The organism is Roseicyclus salinarum, from assembly GCF_029624655.1.
GTDB classification, from domain to species: Bacteria; Pseudomonadota; Alphaproteobacteria; order Rhodobacterales; family Rhodobacteraceae; genus Roseibacterium; species Roseibacterium salinarum.
In genome coordinates this window covers 134,856-156,011 of the sequence record NZ_JARRSA010000009.1, presented here as the reverse complement: position 1 = coordinate 156,011, position 21,156 = coordinate 134,856, and the positions used below count along the sequence as shown (strand labels likewise).

24 protein-coding genes are annotated in these 21,156 nt (G+C 70.5%); 15 read left to right on the top strand and 9 right to left on the bottom strand.

Annotated features, from left to right (window positions below; all coding sequences use genetic code 11):
- Positions 1-23 precede the first annotated feature (23 nt).
- Positions 24-1,232 (bottom strand): bifunctional alpha/beta hydrolase/OsmC family protein, encoded by a 1,209-nt coding sequence (locus tag P6F26_RS08585; RefSeq protein WP_278028258.1) that lies wholly within the window; start codon positions 1,230-1,232, stop codon positions 24-26.
- A gap of 573 nt (positions 1,233-1,805) precedes the next feature.
- Here P6F26_RS08585 and P6F26_RS08580 point away from each other — a divergent pair.
- Together P6F26_RS08580 and P6F26_RS08575 are read left to right on the top strand one after the other, a co-directional pair.
- A complete protein-coding gene (locus P6F26_RS08580) occupies positions 1,806-2,612 on the top strand; it encodes a heme-dependent oxidative N-demethylase family protein (RefSeq protein ID WP_278028257.1) in 807 nt (268 codons plus the stop codon).
- Positions 2,609-3,811: a class I SAM-dependent methyltransferase gene (locus P6F26_RS08575; RefSeq protein ID WP_278028256.1), complete on the top strand. Its 1,203-nt coding sequence runs from the start codon at positions 2,609-2,611 to the stop codon at positions 3,809-3,811. Before P6F26_RS08580 ends, P6F26_RS08575 begins: the two co-directional genes overlap by 4 nt.
- 7 nt (positions 3,812-3,818) lie before the next feature.
- On the opposite strand, the gene purB is transcribed toward P6F26_RS08575, so the two are convergent.
- Positions 3,819-5,123: an adenylosuccinate lyase gene (purB, locus tag P6F26_RS08570; RefSeq protein WP_278028255.1), complete on the bottom strand. Its 1,305-nt coding sequence runs from the start codon at positions 5,121-5,123 to the stop codon at positions 3,819-3,821.
- Between the two features lie 64 nt (positions 5,124-5,187).
- On the opposite strand from purB, the gene P6F26_RS08565 reads away from it, so the two are divergent.
- Together P6F26_RS08565 and P6F26_RS08560 are read left to right on the top strand one after the other, a co-directional pair.
- Complete coding sequence (locus P6F26_RS08565) at positions 5,188-5,598, top strand: hypothetical protein (RefSeq protein WP_278028254.1); 411 nt, start codon at positions 5,188-5,190, stop codon at positions 5,596-5,598.
- Positions 5,595-5,999 carry a DUF6314 family protein gene (locus P6F26_RS08560; protein ID WP_278028253.1) on the top strand — a complete coding sequence of 135 codons (405 nt, stop codon included), beginning with the start codon at positions 5,595-5,597 and terminating at the stop codon, positions 5,997-5,999. Before P6F26_RS08565 ends, P6F26_RS08560 begins: the two co-directional genes overlap by 4 nt.
- Here the strand turns inward: P6F26_RS08560 and P6F26_RS08555 are convergent.
- From P6F26_RS08555 to P6F26_RS08545, 3 genes are all read right to left on the bottom strand, one after another.
- Entirely contained in the window at positions 5,984-6,400 is a 417-nt protein-coding gene (locus P6F26_RS08555) for a hypothetical protein (protein ID WP_278028252.1), read from the bottom strand. The two genes, P6F26_RS08560 and P6F26_RS08555, sit on opposite strands and share 16 nt — an antisense overlap.
- Before the next feature lie 76 nt (positions 6,401-6,476).
- On the bottom strand, positions 6,477-7,109 hold the full coding sequence (locus P6F26_RS08550; RefSeq protein WP_278028251.1) for a class I SAM-dependent methyltransferase: 633 nt from the start codon (positions 7,107-7,109) through the stop codon (positions 6,477-6,479).
- A gap of 41 nt (positions 7,110-7,150) precedes the next feature.
- Complete coding sequence (locus P6F26_RS08545) at positions 7,151-8,350, bottom strand: alpha/beta hydrolase (protein WP_278028250.1); 1,200 nt, start codon at positions 8,348-8,350, stop codon at positions 7,151-7,153.
- Between the two features lie 141 nt (positions 8,351-8,491).
- Between P6F26_RS08545 and P6F26_RS08540 the strand changes: the two genes are divergently transcribed.
- Positions 8,492-8,686, top strand: coding sequence for a hypothetical protein (locus P6F26_RS08540; protein ID WP_278028249.1), 195 nt, complete (start codon positions 8,492-8,494; stop codon positions 8,684-8,686).
- Between the two features lie 72 nt (positions 8,687-8,758).
- On the opposite strand, the gene P6F26_RS08535 is transcribed toward P6F26_RS08540, so the two are convergent.
- Positions 8,759-9,961 carry a pyridoxal phosphate-dependent aminotransferase gene (locus P6F26_RS08535; protein ID WP_278028248.1) on the bottom strand — a complete coding sequence of 401 codons (1,203 nt, stop codon included), beginning with the start codon at positions 9,959-9,961 and terminating at the stop codon, positions 8,759-8,761.
- A gap of 117 nt (positions 9,962-10,078) precedes the next feature.
- On the opposite strand from P6F26_RS08535, the gene P6F26_RS08530 reads away from it, so the two are divergent.
- The 3 genes from P6F26_RS08530 to P6F26_RS08520 are packed head-to-tail and all read left to right on the top strand — an operon-like array spanning position 10,079 to position 11,406.
- Complete coding sequence (locus P6F26_RS08530) at positions 10,079-10,576, top strand: helix-turn-helix domain-containing protein (protein WP_430736731.1); 498 nt, start codon at positions 10,079-10,081, stop codon at positions 10,574-10,576.
- Between the two features lie 7 nt (positions 10,577-10,583).
- Entirely contained in the window at positions 10,584-10,850 is a 267-nt protein-coding gene (locus tag P6F26_RS08525) for a succinate dehydrogenase assembly factor 2 (protein WP_278028247.1), read from the top strand.
- Positions 10,851-10,908: 58 nt separating this feature from the next.
- Positions 10,909-11,406 (top strand): MarR family winged helix-turn-helix transcriptional regulator, encoded by a 498-nt coding sequence (locus P6F26_RS08520; protein ID WP_278028246.1) that lies wholly within the window; start codon positions 10,909-10,911, stop codon positions 11,404-11,406.
- 102 nt (positions 11,407-11,508) lie between these two features.
- Here P6F26_RS08520 and P6F26_RS08515 read toward each other — a convergent pair whose 3' ends face one another.
- Positions 11,509-11,922 (bottom strand): Fur family transcriptional regulator, encoded by a 414-nt coding sequence (locus P6F26_RS08515; protein WP_278028245.1) that lies wholly within the window; start codon positions 11,920-11,922, stop codon positions 11,509-11,511.
- Between the two features lie 160 nt (positions 11,923-12,082).
- Here P6F26_RS08515 and P6F26_RS08510 point away from each other — a divergent pair, with 160 nt between their 5' ends.
- Positions 12,083-12,982, top strand: a complete 900-nt coding sequence (locus tag P6F26_RS08510; RefSeq protein ID WP_278028244.1) for a DMT family transporter — start codon at positions 12,083-12,085, stop codon at positions 12,980-12,982.
- On the opposite strand, the gene P6F26_RS08505 is transcribed toward P6F26_RS08510, so the two are convergent.
- A complete protein-coding gene (locus tag P6F26_RS08505) occupies positions 12,979-14,421 on the bottom strand; it encodes a protein adenylyltransferase SelO (RefSeq protein ID WP_278028243.1) in 1,443 nt (480 codons plus the stop codon). The two genes, P6F26_RS08510 and P6F26_RS08505, sit on opposite strands and share 4 nt — an antisense overlap.
- 143 nt (positions 14,422-14,564) lie before the next feature.
- Here P6F26_RS08505 and P6F26_RS08500 point away from each other — a divergent pair, with 143 nt between their 5' ends.
- Complete coding sequence (locus P6F26_RS08500) at positions 14,565-15,104, top strand: CBS domain-containing protein (RefSeq protein ID WP_278028242.1); 540 nt, start codon at positions 14,565-14,567, stop codon at positions 15,102-15,104.
- Positions 15,105-15,135: 31 nt separating this feature from the next.
- On the opposite strand, the gene P6F26_RS08495 is transcribed toward P6F26_RS08500, so the two are convergent.
- Positions 15,136-16,074: a nucleoside hydrolase gene (locus P6F26_RS08495; RefSeq protein ID WP_278028266.1), complete on the bottom strand. Its 939-nt coding sequence runs from the start codon at positions 16,072-16,074 to the stop codon at positions 15,136-15,138.
- Between the two features lie 188 nt (positions 16,075-16,262).
- Here P6F26_RS08495 and P6F26_RS08490 point away from each other — a divergent pair, with 188 nt between their 5' ends.
- From P6F26_RS08490 to prfA, 5 genes are all read left to right on the top strand, one after another.
- The gene (locus P6F26_RS08490; RefSeq protein ID WP_278028241.1) at positions 16,263-17,657 is read left to right on the top strand and encodes a bifunctional enoyl-CoA hydratase/phosphate acetyltransferase; all 1,395 of its coding nucleotides are present in this window, start codon (positions 16,263-16,265) and stop codon (positions 17,655-17,657) included.
- The gene (locus P6F26_RS08485) at positions 17,654-18,811 is read left to right on the top strand and encodes an acetate/propionate family kinase (protein WP_278028240.1); all 1,158 of its coding nucleotides are present in this window, start codon (positions 17,654-17,656) and stop codon (positions 18,809-18,811) included. The genes P6F26_RS08490 and P6F26_RS08485 overlap by 4 nt, the downstream gene beginning before the upstream one ends.
- A 134-nt stretch (positions 18,812-18,945) precedes the next feature.
- Complete coding sequence (locus P6F26_RS08480; RefSeq protein ID WP_278028239.1) at positions 18,946-19,566, top strand: LbetaH domain-containing protein; 621 nt, start codon at positions 18,946-18,948, stop codon at positions 19,564-19,566.
- 42 nt (positions 19,567-19,608) lie between these two features.
- Positions 19,609-20,052: a DUF1499 domain-containing protein gene (locus tag P6F26_RS08475; RefSeq protein ID WP_278028238.1), complete on the top strand. Its 444-nt coding sequence runs from the start codon at positions 19,609-19,611 to the stop codon at positions 20,050-20,052.
- A gap of 48 nt (positions 20,053-20,100) precedes the next feature.
- A complete protein-coding gene (gene prfA / locus P6F26_RS08470; protein ID WP_278028237.1) occupies positions 20,101-21,156 on the top strand; it encodes a peptide chain release factor 1 in 1,056 nt (351 codons plus the stop codon).

Sequence of the window (21,156 nt, the reverse complement as noted above, 5' to 3'; positions counted from 1 at the left end):
CCCCCCCCCCGCCGGACGCCGCGTCAGACCAGTTCCGTCACCACCTTCGCCCCGCGCTCGAGCGTGCGGTGAACGGGGCATTTGTCGGCGATTTCCAGAAGGCGCCCGCGCTGCTCCTCGTCGAGGTCGCCCTCCAGCCGGATCGTCCGCCGGAAGGTATCGAGCGGCCGCTGCCCGTTGCCCGCGTCCTGCGCGTGGACCCTGTCGTGGCGCACGTCCACCGACACATGGCCGAGCCGCCAGCCCTTGCGGCGCGCATACATGCGGACCGTCATCGAGGTGCAGGCCCCGAGGCCCGCTGCGAGGAACTGGTAGGGCGTGAGGCCCCGGTCGGTGCCGCCGTAGCTTTCGGGCTCGTCGGCCAGAACGTGGTGCCGGGGTCCCGCCATGACGTCCTGAAGGAAGCCGTCGGGATCGGCCTCGGTCACGCGGGTCACGCCCTCGGGCGCGCCGGGCGGCGGGGCGGGAGGCCTGAGGTCGAGGTAACGCTGCGCCCAGGAGGCGATGATCGCGGCGGCGTATTCGGCATCCTCGCCGCTGCTCACGAGGTGATCTGCGTCGTCGAGTGTCACGAAGCTCTTGGGGTGCTTCGCGGCGGTGAAGATCTGCGTGGCGTTGTCGATGCCCACGACGGCGTCGCGCGGCGCGTGCAGCACCAGAAGCGCGCGGTCCATGTGCCGGATGTCGTCCGCAAGCGCCGCGCCCTCGACGTCCTCGACGAACTCGCGCCCGATCCGCACGCGCCGTCCGCCGAGGTCCACCTCGCCCGTGCCGTCGCGGCGGATCGCCTCGAGCGCGTCGCCGAAGTTGTGGGTGACGTGTCCGGGATCGAAGGGCGCGCCGATGGTGACGACGGCGCGGGCCGATGGCACGTCGCGCGCGGCCTTCAGGATCGCCGCACCGCCCAGCGAATGGCCGATCAGGAGGCTCGGGGCCATCTCTCGGCCGGCCAGCGCCTCGGCCGCGCAGAGCAGGTCGCCGACGTTGGAGGTGAACGATGTGTTACGGAACTCCCCGCCCGAATGGCCGAGGCCGGTGAAGTCGAACCGCAGGACGGCGATCCCCTCGGCGGTCAGGCGCGCGGCGATGCGGCGGGCGGCGGCGATGTCCTTGCCGCAGGTGAAGCAGTGCGCGAAGAGCGCGGTCGCAAGGTGCGGCCCCTCTGGCAGGTCAAGCCGCGCTGCAAGGTCGTGGCCGCCATGGCCGGGGAAGGTGAAGCGCTCGGTCGGCATCGGGGCAGTCTCCGCTCTTTGGATATGGAGCATGGAGGTCCGCTGCCGTCCGGACAACCCGTGCGGGCCCGCCGTCACGGGGACGTGTCGGCGCGGGCGCGCGGCGTGAGCCCCGGAACCGGACAGCGCCCCCCTGGCAGCGCGGTCGCCGGGGAGGGTGGCCGCGTGCGCAATCGCGGCGGATCTCCCGACCGTCCGAATGGCGCAGGGCGGGGCCATGGATCCCTCCCGAGCCCGTGCGGCCGGGCCGTCGCGTTCCATCGCGTCCGGGCCGGGCGCGGGTGGCGCATGATCCCGTCGGCCCGTGGACCGGTGGTTTCCTCCCTCATGGGTGACGTGCGGCCCGGCGGCCGCGCCACGCCGCGCCACCCTGTGATGGCTGGCCCGATGCCTAGAGTGCCATGGTCGCGCACCCCTCGACGCGGCCGGAACGATCTTGCGCGCCGGGGTGCGATGGGTTTCAGTCGGACGCGGTCCTCCGCCGGAGGCGCGCGCCGCATCCAGAAACCTCCGCTGGAGGCTGTCCGGGGGGCGCTTCACGATGCGGAATGTCCAGGGGGAAACAGGTCGCACATGAAGGATCCCGTGTTCCACTCCGTCCTGCCCTCGGCCCCCTGGATGGTGCCCGCACAGCGCCGGCTGCCGGGCGTTCAACCGCTCGACATGGCCGAGTGGCTGCTGGTGGACGAGGCCTATGCCGGGCAGATGGCGCTGCGCGACAGGTTGGTGTCCGGGCGGCGGGACGACGTTCTGGCCGACACGCCCGGCTCGGAGGCGGCGCAGGGCGAGGTGCTTGAGACTGTGCTCGACCACCTGCCGCAGGGCTTCCGGCGCGACGGCGCCCGCGTCACCCGGCCCGACGGCGTCTCGGTCGACCTCTACGGGGACACGCCGCTCGCCGTGGCGGGGCGGCTGGTGCAGGACGACCTCTGCGTGCTGGAGCGGCCCGAGGACGGGGCCGAGCATCTTCTGTCGGCGGCGATCCTGTGCTTTCCGGCAAGCTGGACGCTGGCCGAGAAGATCGGCCGGCCGCTGACCTCGATCCATGTGCCGGTCGCCTCCTACACCGACGATCTCGGGATGCGGGTGCAGCGCATGTTCGACATGATCCGCCCCGGTCGCCCGCTCTGGCGGCAGAACGCGTTGCTCTATGCCGACCCCGCGCTGTTCCAGCCGCGCCCCGAGGCCGAGCCGCGCGTCGAGCCCGCGACGCGGCCCGACTACCTGCGCTCCGAGCGGCAGTGCCTTCTGCGGCTTCCGCGGACGGGGGCGATCCTGTTCTCGATCCACACCTACGTCCTGCCCTTCGCGGCCCTGACCGGGGCGCAGGCGGCGGCGCTCGAGGATCATCCGGTCGACTACGCGGGGCGGGGCCTGTGAGCGGGGTCGAGGCCCAGTACGAGGCCTATCCGTACCCCGAGCGCGATCCGGAAGACGAGACGAAGCGCCTGATCACCGGCTCGCCCTCGCACCCGCTCGAGATCGACCATTTCCTCCATGCCGGGCGCCGCGACTGGACCCGGCCCTTCCGTGCGCTGGTCGCGGGCGGGGGGACGGGCGACGCGCTGATCCAGCTTGCGCAGGTCATGGCGAGCGCCGGGCGCGAGGCCGAGATCGTCTACCTCGACCTGTCGAAGGCGTCGCGGCGCATCGCCGAGGCGCGGGCGCGGGCGCGCGGGCTCGACAACATCGCGTTCCATACCGGATCGCTACTGGACGCGGCCGGGCATGGGCGGTTCGACTACATCGACTGCTGCGGCGTCCTGCACCATCTGTCCGACCCGCAGGCGGGGTTCGACGCGCTCGCCGCCGCGCTCGCGCCGGGCGGCGGCATCGGCCTGATGGTCTATGCGCCGCATGGCCGGTCGGGCGTCTATCCGCTGCAATCGGCCTTCGGGCGGCTGCTGAAGGGCCCGCCCGAGGACCGCCTGAAGCGCGCGAGGGCGATCTTCGGCCGGCTGCCGGAGGGCCATCCCTTCCGCCGCAACCCTCATCTCGGCGATCACGAGACCGGCGACGCGGGCTTCTACGACCTGCTTCTGCACAGCCAGGACACGCCCTTCACGATCACCGCGCTGGCCGAGGCGCTGGAGCGCGCGGGGCTCGTCATGACGGGAACCCCGAACGCGCATCTCTACGATCCCGCGCCCATCGTGGGCGACGCGGCCGATCTCGACGCCCTGTCCGGCCTCGAGCGGATGGCGCTTGCCGAGGAGTTGTGCGGCGCGATCCGGCTCCATGTGGTCTACGCGGCGCGGGCGGGCGAGGCGGAGGCGCGCGTGGCGCGGCCCGCGCCGGGCATGGTGCCCCACATCCGCGGTGTGCAGGCGCGAGCGCTGGCGCAGGCGGTGGCGAAGTCGGGCCGCATCCCGGTCACGTCGGCGGCGGGCAGAAGCTTCATCGAGGCGCCGAAGGCGCTTGCCCCGATCATCGCGCGGATCAACGGGCGCCGCACGCTCGACGAGATCGCAAGGGCGAGCGGAACCGACTGGTTCGCGCTCGCGCCCCGCTGGACGCCGCTATCGGAGCGGCTGTCTTCCTTCGGGCTTCTGAACTACTCGGGCCTCTACCGGCGCTAGGCGCGCCTCAGGCGCCGAACACCCGCGCGAAGATCGTGTCGACATGCTTGGTGTGATAGCCGAGGTCGAACTTCTCCTCGATCTGGGCGGGGCTGAGGGCGGCGGTCACCTCGGGGTCGGCCAGAAGCTCCTCGCGGAAATCCTTGCCTTCCTCCCAGACCTTCATCGCGTTGCGCTGCACGAGGCGGTAGGCGTCCTCGCGGCTGACGCCCGCTTGCGTCAGGGCCAGAAGCACGCGCTGCGAATGAACGAGGCCGCGGAACTTCTCCATGTTGGCGATCATCGCGTCGGGATAGATCACCAGCTTCTCGATCACGCCGGCCAGCCGGTTGAGCGCGAAGTCCAGCGTCACCGTCGCGTCGGGGCCGATCATGCGCTCGACCGAGGAATGGCTGATGTCGCGCTCGTGCCAGAGCGCAACGTTCTCCATCGCCGGGATCACCGACATGCGCACGAGCCGCGCCAGGCCGGTCAGGTTCTCGGTCAGCACCGGGTTGCGCTTGTGGGGCATCGCGCTGGAGCCCTTCTGGCCCTTCGAGAAGAACTCCTCGGCCTCCAGCACCTCGGTGCGCTGCATGTGCCGGATCTCGATCGAGACGTTCTCGATCGACGAGGCGATGACGCCGAGCGTGGCGAAGAACATGGCGTGGCGGTCGCGCGGGATCACCTGCGTCGAGATCGGTTCGGGCGTCAGGCCAAGCTTCTCGCAGACATGCGCCTCGACCGCCGGGTCGATGTTCGCGAAGGTGCCGACCGCGCCCGAGATGGCGCCGGTCGCGACCTCCTCGCGGGCGCGCACGAGGCGCTCCCGGTTGCGGTCCATCTCTGCGTAGAAGCGCGCGAAGGTCAGGCCCATCGTCACGGGTTCGGCGTGGATACCGTGCGAGCGCCCGATGCGGACGGTCATCTTGTGCTCCATCGCGCGGGCCTTCAGCGCGGCGAGAAGCCGGTCCATGTCGGCCAGGAGGATGTCGGCGGCGCGCACCAGCTGGATGTTGAACGTCGTGTCGAGCACGTCCGACGAGGTCATGCCCTGGTGGACGAAGCGCGCCTCGTCGGCGCCCACGATCTCGGCGAGGTGCGTGAGGAACGCGATCACGTCGTGCTTCGTGACGGCCTCGATCTCGTCGATGCGGGCGACATCGAACTCGACGTCCCTGGCGCGCCAGACGGCTTCGGCGTTGGCCTTCGGGATCACGCCGAGCGCGGCCTGCGCGTCGCAGGCATGGGCCTCGATCTCGAACCAGATGCGGAACTTGGTGGCAGGCTCCCAGATGGCGGTCATCTCGGGGCGGGAATAGCGGGGGATCATGGGCGGCCCTTGTCTTCGCGTCCTGTTTCGCGCTCTCATAAGGAGCGGCGAGGGGAGGGACAAGGTGAGCCATCCACGCAAATGGACGCGGGCGCTGGTGCGGGCCGCCTGCGTCGCCTCCGCAATCCTCGCGCCCGCGCCCGCGATGGCCGACTGGCGCGGGCTATACGGCCCCGAGATCGTCGCGGCGTTGACGGCCTACGACGTGGCCTATGACGACCTCGCATGGGAACGGCACGAGGCGAACGGGATGCTTCTGGTCCGCAGCCTGGAGGGGCCGTCTGGACGCACCAGCGTGGGTGAGTGGATGGTGCGCGGCGACGCGCGTTGTCTGCGCTGGAACGGGGCGGGCGGCTGGGAATGCTACGCCGTGCAGACTGACGGCGGCGACGGCATCCGCTTCACCGACGCATACGGCAACGTCAGCGAGGGGCGGCTGGTGACACGGGATCCGGACGGAGGCGGGCCGCGGTGATCACGCTGGAGCGGTTGCGGGGGGCCTGGCGGCTGGAGCGGGGGATCGAGGATTTCCGCGCCGGCCTGACCGGGCGGCTGGAGGGCACGTGCAGCTGGACGCCGGACGCCGCGGGCCTCGTGCAGGAGGAGACCGGGCGCCTGACCTATGGCGGCGGCCCGCCGATGATGGCGCAGCGCCGCTATCTCTGGCGGGCGGACGGCGCGGCGATCGACGTCCTGTTCGAGGACGGAAGGCCGTTCCACCGCATCGAACCCGGCCGGTCTTCGGACACGCACCACTGCGACCCCGACACTTATACCGTCACCTATCTTTTCGACGGCCCGGCTTTTTCGACCCTCTGGCGCGTCACCGGCCCGCGCAAGGATCTGCTGATCCGAAGCCGCTATTCGCCGCTCTGATCGCCGCCCGCGCCGAGACGGTCGGCCTTCCGGCGCACCAGCACCGCGCGCAGGTCGTGCATCGCCAGAAGCAGGCGGTCCGTGACTTCCTCCAGCTCGGCGTCCGTGGCCCGCGCCTGCGCCCAGTGCGCGGTGTGGTTGAGGTGGTCGATGGTCCGGTGGATGTCGTCGAGCTCGCGCGCCGCCATCAGGACGCGCCGCTCGTCCATCCATGCCTCGATCGCCTGCCGCTCGGCCTCGGTCAGCACATGCGTCCCGTGGGCCCGGATGTTGCCGTTCCTCAGGTTCGCGGCCGCGATTTCCGTCATCTCGATGCGGTTGTGGCGGTTCTCGGCGGACATGCGGAACACCGCCGCGCCGTTGTCGCGGATCCGGAAGTAATAGTCGGGCAGGTCGGTCATCGGGGCAGGACAGCCATGAATGGATCGCGCCGCGCGACGTTAGGCAGGGCCGGGGCCGCTGTCAAAGCCGGGGGCGTCACGGCGCGCGGGCGACGACGAAGCGCGAGGGCGGGCGGACGGGATGGTCCGCGCGTTCGAGGATGGTGAAGCCCGCCGCCGTGATGTCGGCCTCGAGGCGCGCGGGGCGCAGGAAGCGCAGGGGCGGGGCCTTGCCGAACAGCCGCAGGACCGCCACGACCGGCCACAGGACCCGCCACGCGCCCCCGACGCACGGCGTCTTGGTGATCAGGAGGCCGCCGGGCGCGAGCGCCGCCCTCGCCTCGGCCAGCGCGGCGGCGCGGTCGGGCAAGAGGTGCAGGAGGTTGAAGGCGAGGATCGCGTCGAACGGCCCCGGCGGCAGTGATCCGTCGCCCGGACGGGCGGCATGGAAGGCGAGGCCCGGAATGGGGTCCGCCTGCAGCCGTTCGCGCGCGATCGCGATCATCTCGCCCGCGTCGTCGGTGGCCTCGTAGGCGGCGACGTGCGGCGCGAGCCGCAGCGCGGTGGAGCCGGTGCCGCAGCCCAGTTCCAGAACGCGCGCGCCGGGATCGAGATGCGCGCGCACCCGTTCCAGCGTCCGCTCCCACGCCTCGGGCCGGCGCATCGGCATGGCGGCGTAGCGGCGCGCGACACCGTTCCAGAAGGCGGCTTGCGGGGTTTCGCCGGGCATCGGGGACCTCGGTTGCGGGGGCGCGTCGCGCATGGGCGGCCTTAGTGTGCCGTCTCCCCGGCCGCGAGGAACCGGTCGATCTCGTCGAGGCAGGCGGACCAGACCGGGTCGCTGGGCACGAGGACGTGGTTCTGCGAGTCCAGGAAGTGGATCTCGGCGTTGCGGACGCTGCGCGCGATCAGCCTCGACTGTTCGGGCGACTGGACCTGGTCGCCCGTGAAGTGCATCACGAGCGTCGGGCATTCGACATTCCCGAGGTGGTGGCGCACGTCGATGTCGCCGATCGTCAGCCGCAGTTCGGCGGCGACGTCGGCGGTCGCCGACAGGGCCTGCATCCGCATCAGGCTTTCGAGTTCCGGCGCGGTCGCGCTCGGCATGAAGACGGTCGCCAGCGCGCGCATGAAGGCCGAGCCGTCGACGCCCCAGCCGGTGCGGATCATGCCGACGATGGTATCCGTCTTCTCCCTTTCGCCCCGCGCGTTGGACCCCTGCACGAGACCGTTCAGCAAGACGAGCCGGCTGACCCGTTCGGGCCGGCGCGCGGCGAGGACGATGGCGGCGGGGACGCTCTGGCTCGTGGCGTAGATCGGGAACGTGTCCAGCCCGGCGGCGTCTGCGACAGCCTCCATGTCGTCGGCCAGCTCTTCGACCGTTGCGCCGTTCATCTGCCGGTCCGACAGCCCGGTGCCACGCGGGTCGTAGCGCACGAGGCGCCGCCCGTCCGACAGCCGGTCGAGCAGGGGACGCCAGACCGGGCTGGACCAGTCGTGCTCGAGATGTCCCAGCCAGTGCCCGCCGCGCAGCACGGGCGGCCCCTCTCCGCAGTCGGCCCACGCGATCCCGGTCCCGTCGCGCGAGGTCGTGTAGCGGATCACCTGCGTCCTGGGGCGGTCGTGCGCATGGGTCGCGCCCGGCGCCGCGGGGGCGTCGGCGATGCGCGTCACCGGAACCACCATCTGAACGCCCCGGCGCGGGATTGTGCGGATCACGCCCTGACGCTTGCCGTCGTCGCCGAGGGCCTTGCGCGCCATGCTGATCCGTGCGGCCATGGTCGCGTCGGACACGATGCGTCCGTGCCAGACGTCGGCGATCAGGTCGTCGTAGCCGACAAGGCGTCCGCCCGACTGCGCGAGGCAGGCGATCAGGTCGAAGACCTGCGGCTCCACGCGCACCTCCTCGCCCGCGTGACGCAGGAGATGGGCGTCGAGATCCAGTTCGCAGTCGGCAAAGACGAGGCGCATGGGCCGATACTGCGCGCAAGGCCTGTCCGTCTCAAGGCTTTCGAAGGGTTCCTTCAGGCATCCCAAGGAAACCGGAAGGTGGCCTTCAAGCGGCGCGGCGCGCGTCCGGTCAAGGTGGGTTCAGTCACCAAGGAGGACACCATGACCGATACACGCACCATCCGCCGCCGCCCCGACGGCTCGATCGACACCGCGTTCTACATGAACGCCGGACGCCGCCACCGCAGCGAGGCCGCGCACGGCATCGCGGGCCGCGCCGCGCGCAGGACCCGCAGCGCCTCGGCCCCCATCGCGGCGCTCCTGGCCTTCATCCCGTTTCTCGACGGTCGCGGCTGACGGGGCAGGGGACAGTCGGCGCCGGGACGATGCCCGCCACCGGCGCCGTCGTCCCGTTCCGCGCGCGCCGCCCTAGCTCAGCGACGCGCAGAAGTCCTGGATGCGCCCGCAGGCTTCCTTGAGGTTCTCGTCCGACGTCGCATAGCTGATCCGGAAACACGGGCTGAGCCCGAAAGCCCCCCCGAAGACCACGGCCACGCCCTTCTCCTCGAGCAGGGCCTTGGCGAAGGCCTCGTCGGTGTCGATCTTCGTGCCTGCCGGTGAGGACTTGCCGATCAGCCCCGCGACCGAGGGGTAGACGTAGAACGCGCCCTCGGGCACCGGGCATTCGACGCCGTCGATCTCGTTCAGCATCGACACCACGAGATCGCGGCGGCGGCGGAACGTCTCGTTGTTGGCCGCGATGTAGTCCTGCGGGCCGTTCAGCGCCTCGACTGCCGCCCATTGCGAGACGGAGCACGGGTTCGACGTGGACTGCGACTGGATCTTGCGCATCGCCTTGATCAGCTCCTCGGGGCCGGCCGCGTAGCCGATGCGCCAGCCCGTCATCGCGTAGGCCTTCGAGACGCCGTTCACGGTGAGCGTCCGGTCGTAGAGGCCCGGCTCCACCTGCGCGGGCGTCACGAACTCGAAGTCGTCGTAGACGAGGTGTTCGTACATGTCGTCGGACATCACCCAGACGTGGGGATGGCGCATGAGGACGTCCGTCAGCCCCTTCAGCTCCTCCGCCGAGTAGCCCGCGCCGGTGGGGTTGGAGGGCGAGTTGAAGATGAACCACTTGGTCTTCGGCGTGATCGCGGCCTCCAGCTGCTCGGGGGTGAGCTTGTAGGCGGTCTGGGCCTGCGCCTCGGCGATCACGGGCATGCCGCCGGCCAGCAGCACCATGTCGGGATAGCTGACCCAGTAGGGCGCGGGGATCACCACCTCGTCGCCAGGGTTCAGCGTGGCCATCAGCGCGTTGTAGAGCACCTGCTTGCCGCCGGTGCCGACCGTCACCTGCGCCGGCGTGTAGTCGAGGGCGTTGTCGCGCTTGAACTTGGCGCAGATCGCCTGCTTCAGCTCGACGATGCCGTCCACGGCGGTGTATTTCGTCTTGCCCGCCGCGATTGCCGCGATGGCGGCGTCCTTGATGTTCTGGGGCGTGTCGAAGTCGGGTTCCCCCGCGCCGAGGCCGATCACGTCCTGGCCCTTCGCCTTCAGTTCTGCCGCGAGGTTCGAGACGGCGATGGTGGGAGAGGGCTTCACGCGGGACAGCGTGTCGGAAAGGAAGGGCATCGGGTCGCTCCGGGTCTGGCCCCGCGCAGGGTTTCGGGGGACATGTTTACATGGCGTGGACCCATGCTTAGGGTGCGCCCGCGCCACGATCAAGCAGGCTTGCCCCGAGGAGGCGACATGTCCCACACACCCGATGCCGACAGCCCCGAAACCGGCCCCTTCGCCATCGAGACGGAGGAGCGGGAGCCCTCCGACGGCGGCATGGACGGACTCGATTCGCACGCCGAGGGCGCCGGCTGGTACGCGCCCGAGGCCGCGACCTTCGGCGACCGGATGACCGGCGCGCGCGAGGCTGCGGGCCTCAGCCAGTCCGAGCTGGCCCGGCGCCTCGGCGTGAAGGTCAAGACTATCCGCGCCTGGGAGAACGACCGTTCTGAGCCGCGCGCCAACCGCCTGCAGATGCTGGCGGGCATGATGGGCGTGTCGATCATGTGGCTGCTGAACGGCGAGGGCGACGGCCTCGAGGGGCCCTCCGTGCGTCAGGAGCTGCCTGAGGATCTCGCGCAGATCCTGACCGACATGCGCGCGCTCAAGGTGGATCAGGCGCGGCTTGCGGAACGGGCGGCCCGGCTCGAGAAGCGGCTGCGCCTCGCACTGTCGGCACAGAGGTTCTGAGGGGATCATGGAAGAGACGAGGGAAATTCGCGTCAAGCGCCTGCGGATGCGGGCCTGGCACCGGGGGATCAAGGAGATGGACCTGATCCTCGGCGGCTGGTCCGACGCGCATCTCGCGGAGGCTGACGACGCCACGCTCGACGCCTTCGAGGCGGTGCTCGCCGAGGCCGACCAGGACCTCTATTCCTGGGTGTCGGGCCAAGCCGATCCGCCCCCGTCGATCGCGCCGATGCTGGCCCGGATCGCCGAGGATTTCAGAACGGCGCGTCTTTAACGGAATTTTTCCCTTTTGGCCGCAGTCTCCGCCGCAGAGCAGCGTTTCGGAGACCATCATGAGTATGCACGCGCCCCTTGCGACCTCGGCCAAGGCAGGATTCCTGGCCGGGTACATGGAGTCCCTCTCGCTGGTGGAGCGCCTGCATCGACTGCTCCTCGACGTCATAAAGGACGAATTCGAGCGTATCGGCGTTCTCGACATCAACGCGGTGCAGGCGCTTTTGCTGTTCAACATCGGCGACAACGAGGTCACGGCGGGCGAGTTGAAGACGCGCGGCTATTACCAGGGCTCGAACGTCAGCTACAATCTCAAGAAACTGGTCGAGATGGGCTACATGCACCATCAGCGATGCGAGATCGACCGGCGCTCGGTGCGCGTGCGGCTGACCGACAAGGGCCGCCACATCCGCGATACCGTCAACGCCCTGTTCGAACGCCAGGCCGAGGGCCTGCAACGGCAGGGCGTGCTGGAGACGGACGGCCTCGACCGGGTCAACCACTCGCTCAAGCGCGTCGAGCGCTACTGGTCTGACCAGATCCGCTACATCTACTGACGCGATCCTTCGGAGGCGATCCATCACCGAAGGCCGAAGCGCACCGAAGGCCTGCCGCCTCCCGAAACGCCCTCCCGCCCGGCAAGCGCCCCCGGCCCGCCGTCAGTCCTTGCGGATCGGGACGCCGTAAAGCTCCAGCCTGTGGCCCTTGAGCCTGTAGCCCAGCTTGCGCGCGATGCGTTCCTGAAGTTCCTCGATCTCTGGATCAACGAACTCGATCACCTCGCCCGAATTCATGTCGATCAGGTGGTCGTGGTGGTCTCGCTCGGCATCCTCGTAACGCGCGCGGCCGTCGCCGAACTCCAGCCGGTCGATGATGCCCGATTCCTCGAACAACTTGACCGTCCGGTAGACCGTCGCGATCGAGATGCGGGGATCGCGGGCGGTGGACCGCGTGTAGAGCTCCTCGACGTCGGGATGGTCGCTCGACGATTCCAGCACCTGGGCGATCACCCGGCGCTGTTCGGTCATGCGCAATCCCTTGGCCTCGCAGCGCGCCTCGATCGTGTCGTTCATCCGCTCTCGTCCTCCGGATGCCGGTCTTCGCCGTCGAGGATTACGGGAAAGCGCGCGGCGAGGAAAGGCCGCGCGGGCGCGCCGCAGCCTTCGTGGCGCGCTTGACACCGCGTCCTGCCGCCGCCACTGCGAGGCCCTCAGGACATCAGCCGGAGACGACATGCCCCGCAAGCCCCGGATCGACGCCTTCGGCGCCGCCTCCCTCACCGGGTTCGCCCTGCTGCTCGCGTTCAACCAGGTCGTGATCAAGGTCACGAACGAGGGGCTGCAGCCGGTCTTCTTCGCCGCACTCCGCTCGCTTGGCGGCGCGCTCCTGATCTACGGGTGGATCCGCTGGCGGGGGCTTTCGCTGACGCTGCCGCGCGCCACGCTGCCAGCGGGCCTCCTGATCGGCGCGGTCTTCGCCTTCGAGTTCGTCTGCCTGTTCATCGCCCTCGACCTCACCACGGTCACGCGGACCTCCGTCATCTTCTACACGATGCCGATCTGGCTTGCGCTCGCGGCGCACGTCCTGATCCCCGCCGAGCGGCTGACGCGGGCGAAATCGGCGGGCCTCGCGCTGGCGTTCGGGGGCGTGGTGGTGGCGCTCGCCTCCCGTGGGGACGACGGGCAGGCCTCGCTCCTCGGCGACCTCTTCGCGCTCGGGGGCGCGCTTGGCTGGGCGGGGATCGCGCTGATCGTGCGCGTCACCAAGCTGAAGGAGGTGCGCCCCGAGGTGCAGCTTCTGTGGCAGCTTGCCGTGTCCGCGCCCATCCTGTTCGTCGCGGCCGCGTTCTTCGGGCCCGCCCTGCGCGATCCCTCGGCGACCCACTGGGCCGGCCTCGGCTTCCAGATCGTGGCCATCGTTTCGGCGGGGTTCCTGTTCTGGTTCTGGCTCCTGACGATCTACCCGGCCTCGTCGGTCGCCTCCTTTGCTTTCCTCGCGCCGGTCTTCGGCGTCGGCCTCGGCTGGCTCATGCTGGGCGAGCCGGTGGGCCCCGACCTCGTCGTGGCGCTGGTGCTGGTCTGCGCGGGGCTGATCCTCGTTAACCGGCCGTCCCCGCGCGCCGCGGACGGCTAGGTTCCGCAGAAGGTCTGGGTCACGCGCTCCTCCGCGCGCGGCGGCGCCGCGAGATCGAGGTCGCCGGGCGCTGGATCGAAGGGGCGCGACAGCGCCTCGCCGAGACGGCGGAAGGGCGCCAGATCGCCTGCGACCGCCGCTGAAATCGCCTCTTCCACGCGGTGGTTGCGCGGGATCAGGGCCGGGTTCGCGGCCTGCATCGCGGCGATGCGGTCGGCCTCGGGGCGCCCCTCTGCCGCCAGCCGCGCGCGCCAGTCGGCAAGCCAGGGGGCGAGCGCGCCGGGATCGGAGAACTCCGCCGATGCGGCCTCGGGCGTCGCGCCCGAAAGCGCGCGGAAGGTATTCGTGAAATCGGCCGCGTTCGCGGCCATCCGCTCGAGCAGGTCGAAGGCGAGCGCCGCGTCGCCCTCGCGCCGCTCGGCCAGGCCCAGCTTCGCGCCGAGGACGGCGTGCCACTCGGCGTCGAACCGGTCGGAGAAGCCGTTGACCGCCTCCGTGAAGGCCTCGATCGCGGCGTCGCCGTCTGGCATCAGGGGCAGCAGCGCAGTGGCCAGCTGCGCGATGTTCCAGACCGCCACCTGCGGCTGGTTGGCGTAGGCATAGCGCCCGAACTGGTCGATGGAGGAGAACACCCGGTCGGGGTGGTATTCGTCCATGAACGCGCAGGGGCCGTAGTCGATGGTCTCGCCGGAGATCGCCATGTTGTCGGTGTTCATCACGCCGTGGATGAAGCCCACGCCCATCCACTTCGCCACGAGTGCCGCCTGCGCGCCGATCACCGCGTCGAGCAGTCCCGCGGGGCCTTCCGCGTCGGGGTAGTGGCGCGCAATGGCGTGTTCGCACAGCGCCCTCAGCGCGTCCACGTCACGGCGCGCGGCGAAAAACTGGAAGGTACCGACGCGGATGTGGGAGGACGCCACACGCGCGAACACCGCGCCCGGCATCCGGCCCTCGCGCAGGACGACCTCGCCCGTCGTCGCCGCGGCAAGCGCGCGCGTCGTGGGGATGCCGAGCGCCGCCATCGCCTCGGAGACGACGTATTCGCGGATCACCGGGCCCAGCCAGGCGCGGCCGTCGCCCATGCGCGAATAGGGCGTGCGTCCCGCGCCCTTCAGCTGGATGTCGAAGCGCGCGCCGTCGGGCGCGACGACCTCGCCCAGCAGAATGGCGCGCCCGTCTCCGAGCTGCGGCGACCAGCCGCCGAACTGGTGGCCCGCATAGACCTGTGCGAGCGGCTCGGCCCCGTCCGGAAGGCGGTTGCCGGCGAAGATCGCGGCCGTCTCCGCCTCGTCCTGCGGCAGCGTCAGCCCGAGACGTTCGGCGAGGTCGCGGTTCACCGCCACGAGTGCGGGCGAGGCCACCGGCACCGGCGCCTGCCGCGTGTAGAAGCGGTCGGGAAGGCGCGCGTAGCTGTTGTCGAAGGGGAAATGCGCGGTCATTGGGTGCGCTCCGGTCTGCGTCTGGGGCTGTTCCCTCCGAGGTAGGCGAAGGGGGGCGCATTTGGAAGGCGCGTTTGATCCCGCGCGCGTCCGCCTTAGGTCTTTAGCCTCGTTTTCGCAGCTTCAAGGAGGGATACGCCCCGATGCCCGCAACAGACCGCGTCGCCATGACCCTGCGCGACAGACCCGAATTCGCCTCGAAACCCAAGCCGCTGACCTTCGCGCCCGATGCCACCGTGAAGGAGGCCGTCGCCGCCATGACCGCCCGGCGCTTCGGCTCGGTCATCGTGACCGACGAGGACAGCCGCGTGCTCGGCGTCGTGACCGAGCGTGACATAATGAGCCGCCTGGTCCACGAGGATCGCGACGCGGCCACCACCAGGTTGTCGGAGATCATGACCGCCGATCCGCGCGTCGCCCGCGAGACGGACGACCTTCTGGACTGGCTCCGCATCATGTCGAACGAGCGGTTCCGCAGGCTGCCCGTCGTCGACGAAGAGAACAGGATCAAGGCGGTCTTCACGCAAGGTGATTTCGTCAGCTTCACCTGGCCCGACCTGATCTACCAGGCGGGGCAGATGGCCAAGGCCACGATCTTCCAGCAGTGGCACCTTTGGCTGGTCGGCGGCGGGATCGCGCTCTATTCGATCCTGATGATCATCGTCCTGGCCGTCGTCACCTAGGGGCGCAGGGCCACGCCCCGGCGCCCCTCTGCTAGAGCCGCGCGAGCCTGCCGGCGAGAAGGTCGTAGAAGCCCGCGTCGTCGAGATCGCCCATGAAGGTGGCGTTGGGCTGCCTGTCGGTGACGCCCCACCAGTCCGCGACGGTCATCCCGCGCGTCAGCTCCGAGGCGCATTCGATCTCGACGTTGACGTGCCGCCCCGTGAACAGGGAGGGCCGGATCAGGTAGGCGATCACGCAGGGATCGTGGAGCGGCGCCCCCTCCGAGCCGTATTTCGCCATGTCGAAGCGCTCGAAGAAGTCGGTCCATTCCGCGACGGCGCGCCCGACCTCGGTGCCGAGCGCCCGAAACGCCTCGATGCGGGGGCGCGTCGTCAGGGCCTTGTGGCTCACGTCGAGCGGCATCACGGTGATCGGCACGCCCGAGCGGAACACGATGTCGGCGGCCTCGGGGTCCACGTAGATGTTGAACTCGGCCGCGGGCGTGATGTTGCCCACCTCGAAATAGGCGCCGCCCATCAGGACGATCTCCTGCACCCGCCCCACGATGTCGGGCGCGCGCCGGAAGGCCGTGGCGATGTTGGTGAGCGGCCCGATCGGGCAGAGCGTCACGGTGCCCGAGGGCTCGCGGCGCAGCGTCTCGACGATGAAATCGACGGCGTGGGCCTCCTGGAGCGGCATCTTCGGATCGGGCAGGTCGGTGCCGTCGAGCCCGGTCTTGCCGTGGACGTGCTCGGCCGTCACGAGTTTGCGCGTCATGGGGGCCGCGCATCCCGCGAAGACCGGGACGTCGCTGCGCCCGGCGAGTTCGCAGATCTTGCGCGCGTTCTTCTGGGTCAGTTCCAGCGGCACGTTGCCCGCGACCGCGGTGATGCCGAGGACGTCGATCTCCTCGGGACTGGCCAGGGCCAGCAGGATCGCGACCGCGTCGTCCTGCCCCGGATCGGTGTCGATGATGATCTTCCGCGCCATGCCCCCGCCGTTTCCACTCGTGTCGACCCCGTCGCCCATGTCCCTGTCCCCTGTTGTCGGCACGGCGAAACTGGACCGGGCGCGCGGCGACCGCAAGCGGTGCTGCGACCTGACCCAAATCAAGGTGGCGCGCGCGATGCGCCCTAGGGTAGGCGGGATCAGTCCATGCCCGAAAGCGACGGAACGTCATGACCATCTTCACGGCCACGCCCTACGCCGATCTCACGCCGGGGATGGAGGCCTCGACCCGGCGGCTCGTGCGCGCGGACGATCTCTACGTCTTCGCCCATGCAAGCGGCAACGTGAACCCGATGCACCTGCCGAAATACGACGGCGATGGCGACGGCGTGCCCGAGGCGGTAGCGCCGTCCGCCTGGGTCGCGGCCCTGATCTCGGGCGTGCTCGGCAACCAGCTTCCGGGGCCAGGGACGCTCTACCTGTCGCAGGACGTCCGCTTCGTCGGCCGCGCCCATGCCGGCGACACGCTGACCGTGACCGTCCGCGTCGAGGAGAAGGGGCCGGATGGCGAGGTGCGGCTCTCCACCCGCGTGGACGGCCCCAAGGGCGCGATCTGCACGGGCGAGGCGCGGGTGAGGGCGCCGGACCACGCGCTCAGCTTCGACGTCGAGGGGATGCCGGGCCTGACCGTGCAGAGCCACGCCAATTTCGACCGCCTGCTCGACCGGGCCGAGCCGCTGCCGGCCATGCCCACCGTCGTCGTCTGCCCCGAAAGCCCCGATGCGCTGATGGGGGCGCTGCTCGGCCGCGACCACACGTTGATCGATCCCGTCTTCGTGGGCGCGCGTGCCCGGATCGAGGCCGCCGCCCAGGAAGCCGGGGCCGACATCTCGGGCATCGAGATCGTGGACATTCCCGACCACCGCGCCGCCGCCTTGCGCGCCGTCGCGCTGGTCCACGAAGGGCGCGCGAGCGCGGTGATGAAGGGCCATCTGCACACCGACCAGCTTCTGCACGCGATCCTGAAGAAGGAGGGCGGGCTCAGGACGAACCGCCGCCTCAGCCATGTCTTCGTCATGGACGTGCCGGGCCTCGACCATCTGCTGTTCGTGACCGATGCGGCGATCAACATCGCCCCGGACCTCGAGACCAAGGTCTCCATCGTGCAGAACGCGATCGACCTCGCGCTGTCGCTCGGGATCGCCCAACCCAAGGTCGGCATCCTGTCGGCGGTCGAGACCGTGACGTCCTCGATCCCCTCCACGCTCGATGCCGCGATCCTCTCGAAGATGGCCGACCGGGGCCAGATCACGGGCGGCCTCGTGGACGGGCCGCTGGCGATGGACAACGCCGTCGATCTCGGCGCGGCGCGCACCAAGGGCCTGACGGGCCTCGTGGCCGGGCGCGCCGAGATCCTCGTGGCCCCGAACCTCGAGGCCGGCAACATGATCGCGAAGGAACTGACCTTCCTCGCCCATGCCGCCGCGGCGGGCGTGGTGATGGGCGCGCAGGTGCCCGTGATCCTGACCTCGCGCGCCGACGACGACCGCGCGCGGCTGGCCTCCTGCGCGGTCGCGGCGCTCTATGCGAACGCCCGCGGCGTCCTGCGGGGCCTCGCGCCTTGAGCGGCCTCGTCCTGACGCTGAACGCGGGCTCCTCCTCGATCAAGTTCGGCCTCTACGCGCCGGGACCCGAGCCCGAGGAACGCTTGCGCGGCCAGGTCGACCGCCTCGGGCCCGAGGCGCGGCTCGTCGTGACGACCGGGACGGGAGGGGCGGGCGGTGCGCGCGCCGTCGACGCCACCGACCATGCCGGCGGCCTGCGCGCCATCCTCGACGCGCTCGCCCCGCATCTCGGCCCGCAGCCGGTCGCCGGCGTCGGCCATCGCGTCGTCCACGGCGGTCCCGACATCGCCACCCCGCGCGAACTGACGCCCGCCCTGATCGAGGCGCTCGAAGCGCTGTCGTCGCTGGCGCCCCTGCACCAGCCGCACAACATCGCGGGCATCCGGGCGGCCGTCGCGGCCTTCCCCGGCGCGCGGCAGGTCGCCTGCTTCGACACCGCGTTCCACCGCGGCCACCCGTGGGTCAACGACACCTTCGCCCTCCCGCGCCGCTTCTACGATGCCGGCGTGCGGCGCTACGGCTTCCACGGGCTCAGCTACGACTTCATCACCGGCCGGCTCGAACGGGACTTCGGCCCCCTCGCGCGGGGCCGGGTCATCGTGGCGCATCTCGGCAATGGCGCCTCGCTCTGTGCGATCCGCGAAGGGCGCTCGGTCGGCTCCACCATGGGCTTTTCCGCGCTCGACGGAATGCCGATGGGCACCCGCTGCGGCCAGCTCGATCCCGGCGTGATCCTGCACATGATGGGCGAGGGCATGGACGCGGAGGCGATCACCACGCTTCTCTACCGCGAAAGCGGCCTGAAGGGCCTCTCCGGCCTGTCCCACGACATGCGCACCCTCTTGGCGTCCGACACGAAGAACGCCTCGGAAGCCGTTGATTATTATGTCTTCCGTCTGACCCGTGAGATCGGCGCCATGGCCGCCATTCTCGGCGGCGTCGATGCGCTCGTCTTCACCGGCGGCATCGGCGAGAACAGCCCCGAGATCCGCGCCCGCGCCCTCGCCAGGCTCGGCTTCCTGGGGCTCGCCGTCGACGCGGACGCCAACGCCGCGAACGCGATCGAGATCCACGCGGGCCCGGTCCCCGTTCTCGTGATCCCCACCGACGAGGAGCGCGTGATCGCACGCGCAACCGCGGCCGCGCTGGCCTGACCCCCGCGGGCTTCATCCTTGCCGAAAAACTCCGGGGGGAGGCCGCAGGCCGGGGGGCAGCGCCCCCCTTTCGCTTGTCATCACGCCGTCACGGAGGTCTGCTTCACCGCGCGGGAAGAAACGAAAGGCGTCCGATGTCCAAGTCCCTCACCGAAGAGCCGCGCATCCATGACGGCGCGCGCATCACCGACAGCACGCTTGGCCGGTATACCGAGGTGGGGGAGGGGTCGGTCCTCCTGAATTCCGAGCTTGGCGACTATTCCTACACGACGCGCTTCTGCGACATCGCGAATGCGAGCGTGGGCAAGTTCTCCAACATCGCGTCCTTCGCAAGGATCGGGCCCACCGATCACCCGCTCGACCGCGCGAGCCTGCATCACTTCATGTACCGCTCTGCCGACTATTGGCCCGACGCCGGGAACGACGCGGCCTTCTTCGCCCATCGCGCCAGCCGCAGGACCCATGTCGGCCACGACACCTGGATCGGGCACGGCGCGATCGTGAAACCCGGGCTCACCGTGGGCCACGGGGCCGTCGTCGCCGCGGGCGCGGTGGTGACGAAGGATGTCGCGCCCTACACGATCGTGGCGGGGTGCCCGGCGCGTCCGTTGCGCCCGCGCCAGCCCCCCGCGCTGGCCGAGCGCCTGATCGCGCTGGCCTGGTGGGACTGGGACCACGCAGGCATCCGCGCCGCGCTGGACGATTTCCGCGAACTCCCCGTCGAGGCTTTCCTCGAGAAGCACGAGGGGCGCTAGGGCAGGCTTGACCTTCGCGGCCCCTCTTGTCATGGCGGGGTCATGCGTATCGCCATTCTCGTTCTCGCCGTCCTCGCCGTCGCCGTCCTCGGCGCGGCGGTCTTGTTTCGTCTCGCCCCGATGCCGCCCGAGCGCTGGCACGCCGATCCCGCGACGGCCACGCCGCCGGGCACGCCGAACTACGCGCTTCGCGCGGGCGACAGCGCGGCGCGCATCGACAGCCCGCCCACGACCGTGGCCGCCCGCCTCGCCGCCGTGGCCGAGGCCGACGGCGCCACGCTGATCGCAGGCGATCTTGCACAGGGCCATGCCACCTATGTCGCGCGGACGCGGCTCATGGGCTTTCCCGACGCCGTCTCGATACGGCTTTCCCCTGAGGGCGAGGGCACGCGCGTCGAGATCTTCTCGCGCTCGCGTTTCGGCCAGTCGGACCTCGGCGTGAACGCGGCGCGGGTCGCGCGATGGATCGACGCCGCGACGCCCTGAGCGCCGCCGCCCCTTGACCGCGCGCGCCCGCGCCTGCACATCCGCGCCATGCTTCCCCGCGACCGCCTTCGCCAGATCACCGAACGCTTCGAGTATCTCGAGGCGCAGCTGAACGCGGGCGCGGCGCCCGACGCCATCGCGGCGATTGCGCGCGAGTATTCCGAGCTGAAGCCCGTCGTCACGCGCATCTCCGACTACGACGCCCTCCGCGACGAGCTTGCGGGCGCCGAGGCGCTGGCCTCCGACCCCGAGATGCGCGACCTCGCCGACGAGGAGATCGCGCGCCTGAAGCCTGCCATAAGGGATGCCGAGCAGGCGCTGCGCCTCTCGCTTCTGCCGAGGGACGAGGCCGACGCCCGCCCCGCGATGCTCGAGATCCGCCCCGGCACCGGCGGGGAGGAGGCGGCGCTGTTCGCGGGCGACCTGCTGCGGATGTATACCCGCTACGCCGAAGCGAAGGGCTGGACGGTCGAGATCGTGGATCTGCAGGAGACCGAGCTGGGCGGCATCCGGGAGGTCACGGCGCGCATCGCGGGCGAGGGCGTCTTCGCGCGGCTGAAGTTCGAAAGCGGCGTCCACCGGGTCCAGCGCGTCCCCGAGACGGAATCCGGCGGGCGCATCCACACCTCGGCGGCCACCGTGGCCGTCCTGCCCGAGGCCGAGGCGGTGGATATCGACATTCCCGCGGCCGACATCCGCATCGACACGATGCGCGCCTCCGGGGCGGGCGGGCAGCACGTCAACACGACCGACAGCGCGGTCCGCATCACGCACCTGCCCACGGGCATCGTCGTGACCTCGTCGGAGAAGTCGCAGCACCGCAACCGCGAGATCGCGATGGCCGTCCTGCGCGCGCGCCTGTTCGACCTCGAGCGCCGCCGCGCCGAGGCCGAGCGCGCCGCCGACCGCAAGTCTCAGGTCGGCACCGGCGACCGGTCCGAGCGCATCCGGACCTACAACTTTCCGCAGGGCCGCCTGACCGACCACCGCATAAACCTGACGCTCTATCGCCTGCCCGAGGTCATGCAGGGCGATCTGGACGAGATCATCGACGCGCTCACCGAGGACGCGCAGGCGCGGATGCTGGCCGACATGGAAGCGTGA

What these genes read in the sequence shown, in the direction of transcription:
- P6F26_RS08480 (WP_278028239.1), top strand. Translation starts at nt 18,946, where the DNA reads ATGTCCAAGTCCCTCACCGAAGAGCCGCGCATCCATGACGGCGCGCGC.
- P6F26_RS08585 (WP_278028258.1), bottom strand. Translation starts at nt 1,232, where the DNA reads ATGCCGACCGAGCGCTTCACCTTCCCCGGCCATGGCGGCCACGACCTT.
- P6F26_RS08525 (WP_278028247.1), top strand. Translation starts at nt 10,584, where the DNA reads ATGGAAGAGACGAGGGAAATTCGCGTCAAGCGCCTGCGGATGCGGGCC.
- P6F26_RS08520 (WP_278028246.1), top strand. Translation starts at nt 10,909, where the DNA reads ATGAGTATGCACGCGCCCCTTGCGACCTCGGCCAAGGCAGGATTCCTG.
- P6F26_RS08550 (WP_278028251.1), bottom strand. Translation starts at nt 7,109, where the DNA reads ATGCCCGGCGAAACCCCGCAAGCCGCCTTCTGGAACGGTGTCGCGCGC.
- P6F26_RS08530 (WP_430736731.1), top strand. Translation starts at nt 10,079, where the DNA reads ATGTCCCACACACCCGATGCCGACAGCCCCGAAACCGGCCCCTTCGCC.
- P6F26_RS08500 (WP_278028242.1), top strand. Translation starts at nt 14,565, where the DNA reads ATGCCCGCAACAGACCGCGTCGCCATGACCCTGCGCGACAGACCCGAA.
- P6F26_RS08545 (WP_278028250.1), bottom strand. Translation starts at nt 8,350, where the DNA reads ATGCGCCTCGTCTTTGCCGACTGCGAACTGGATCTCGACGCCCATCTC.
- P6F26_RS08555 (WP_278028252.1), bottom strand. Translation starts at nt 6,400, where the DNA reads ATGACCGACCTGCCCGACTATTACTTCCGGATCCGCGACAACGGCGCG.
- P6F26_RS08535 (WP_278028248.1), bottom strand. Translation starts at nt 9,961, where the DNA reads ATGCCCTTCCTTTCCGACACGCTGTCCCGCGTGAAGCCCTCTCCCACC.
- P6F26_RS08490 (WP_278028241.1), top strand. Translation starts at nt 16,263, where the DNA reads ATGACCATCTTCACGGCCACGCCCTACGCCGATCTCACGCCGGGGATG.
- P6F26_RS08515 (WP_278028245.1), bottom strand. Translation starts at nt 11,922, where the DNA reads ATGAACGACACGATCGAGGCGCGCTGCGAGGCCAAGGGATTGCGCATG.
- P6F26_RS08510 (WP_278028244.1), top strand. Translation starts at nt 12,083, where the DNA reads ATGCCCCGCAAGCCCCGGATCGACGCCTTCGGCGCCGCCTCCCTCACC.
- P6F26_RS08505 (WP_278028243.1), bottom strand. Translation starts at nt 14,421, where the DNA reads ATGACCGCGCATTTCCCCTTCGACAACAGCTACGCGCGCCTTCCCGAC.
- P6F26_RS08540 (WP_278028249.1), top strand. Translation starts at nt 8,492, where the DNA reads ATGACCGATACACGCACCATCCGCCGCCGCCCCGACGGCTCGATCGAC.
- P6F26_RS08580 (WP_278028257.1), top strand. Translation starts at nt 1,806, where the DNA reads ATGAAGGATCCCGTGTTCCACTCCGTCCTGCCCTCGGCCCCCTGGATG.
- P6F26_RS08475 (WP_278028238.1), top strand. Translation starts at nt 19,609, where the DNA reads ATGCGTATCGCCATTCTCGTTCTCGCCGTCCTCGCCGTCGCCGTCCTC.
- purB (WP_278028255.1), bottom strand. Translation starts at nt 5,123, where the DNA reads ATGATCCCCCGCTATTCCCGCCCCGAGATGACCGCCATCTGGGAGCCT.
- P6F26_RS08495 (WP_278028266.1), bottom strand. Translation starts at nt 16,074, where the DNA reads ATGGCGCGGAAGATCATCATCGACACCGATCCGGGGCAGGACGACGCG.
- prfA (WP_278028237.1), top strand. Translation starts at nt 20,101, where the DNA reads ATGCTTCCCCGCGACCGCCTTCGCCAGATCACCGAACGCTTCGAGTAT.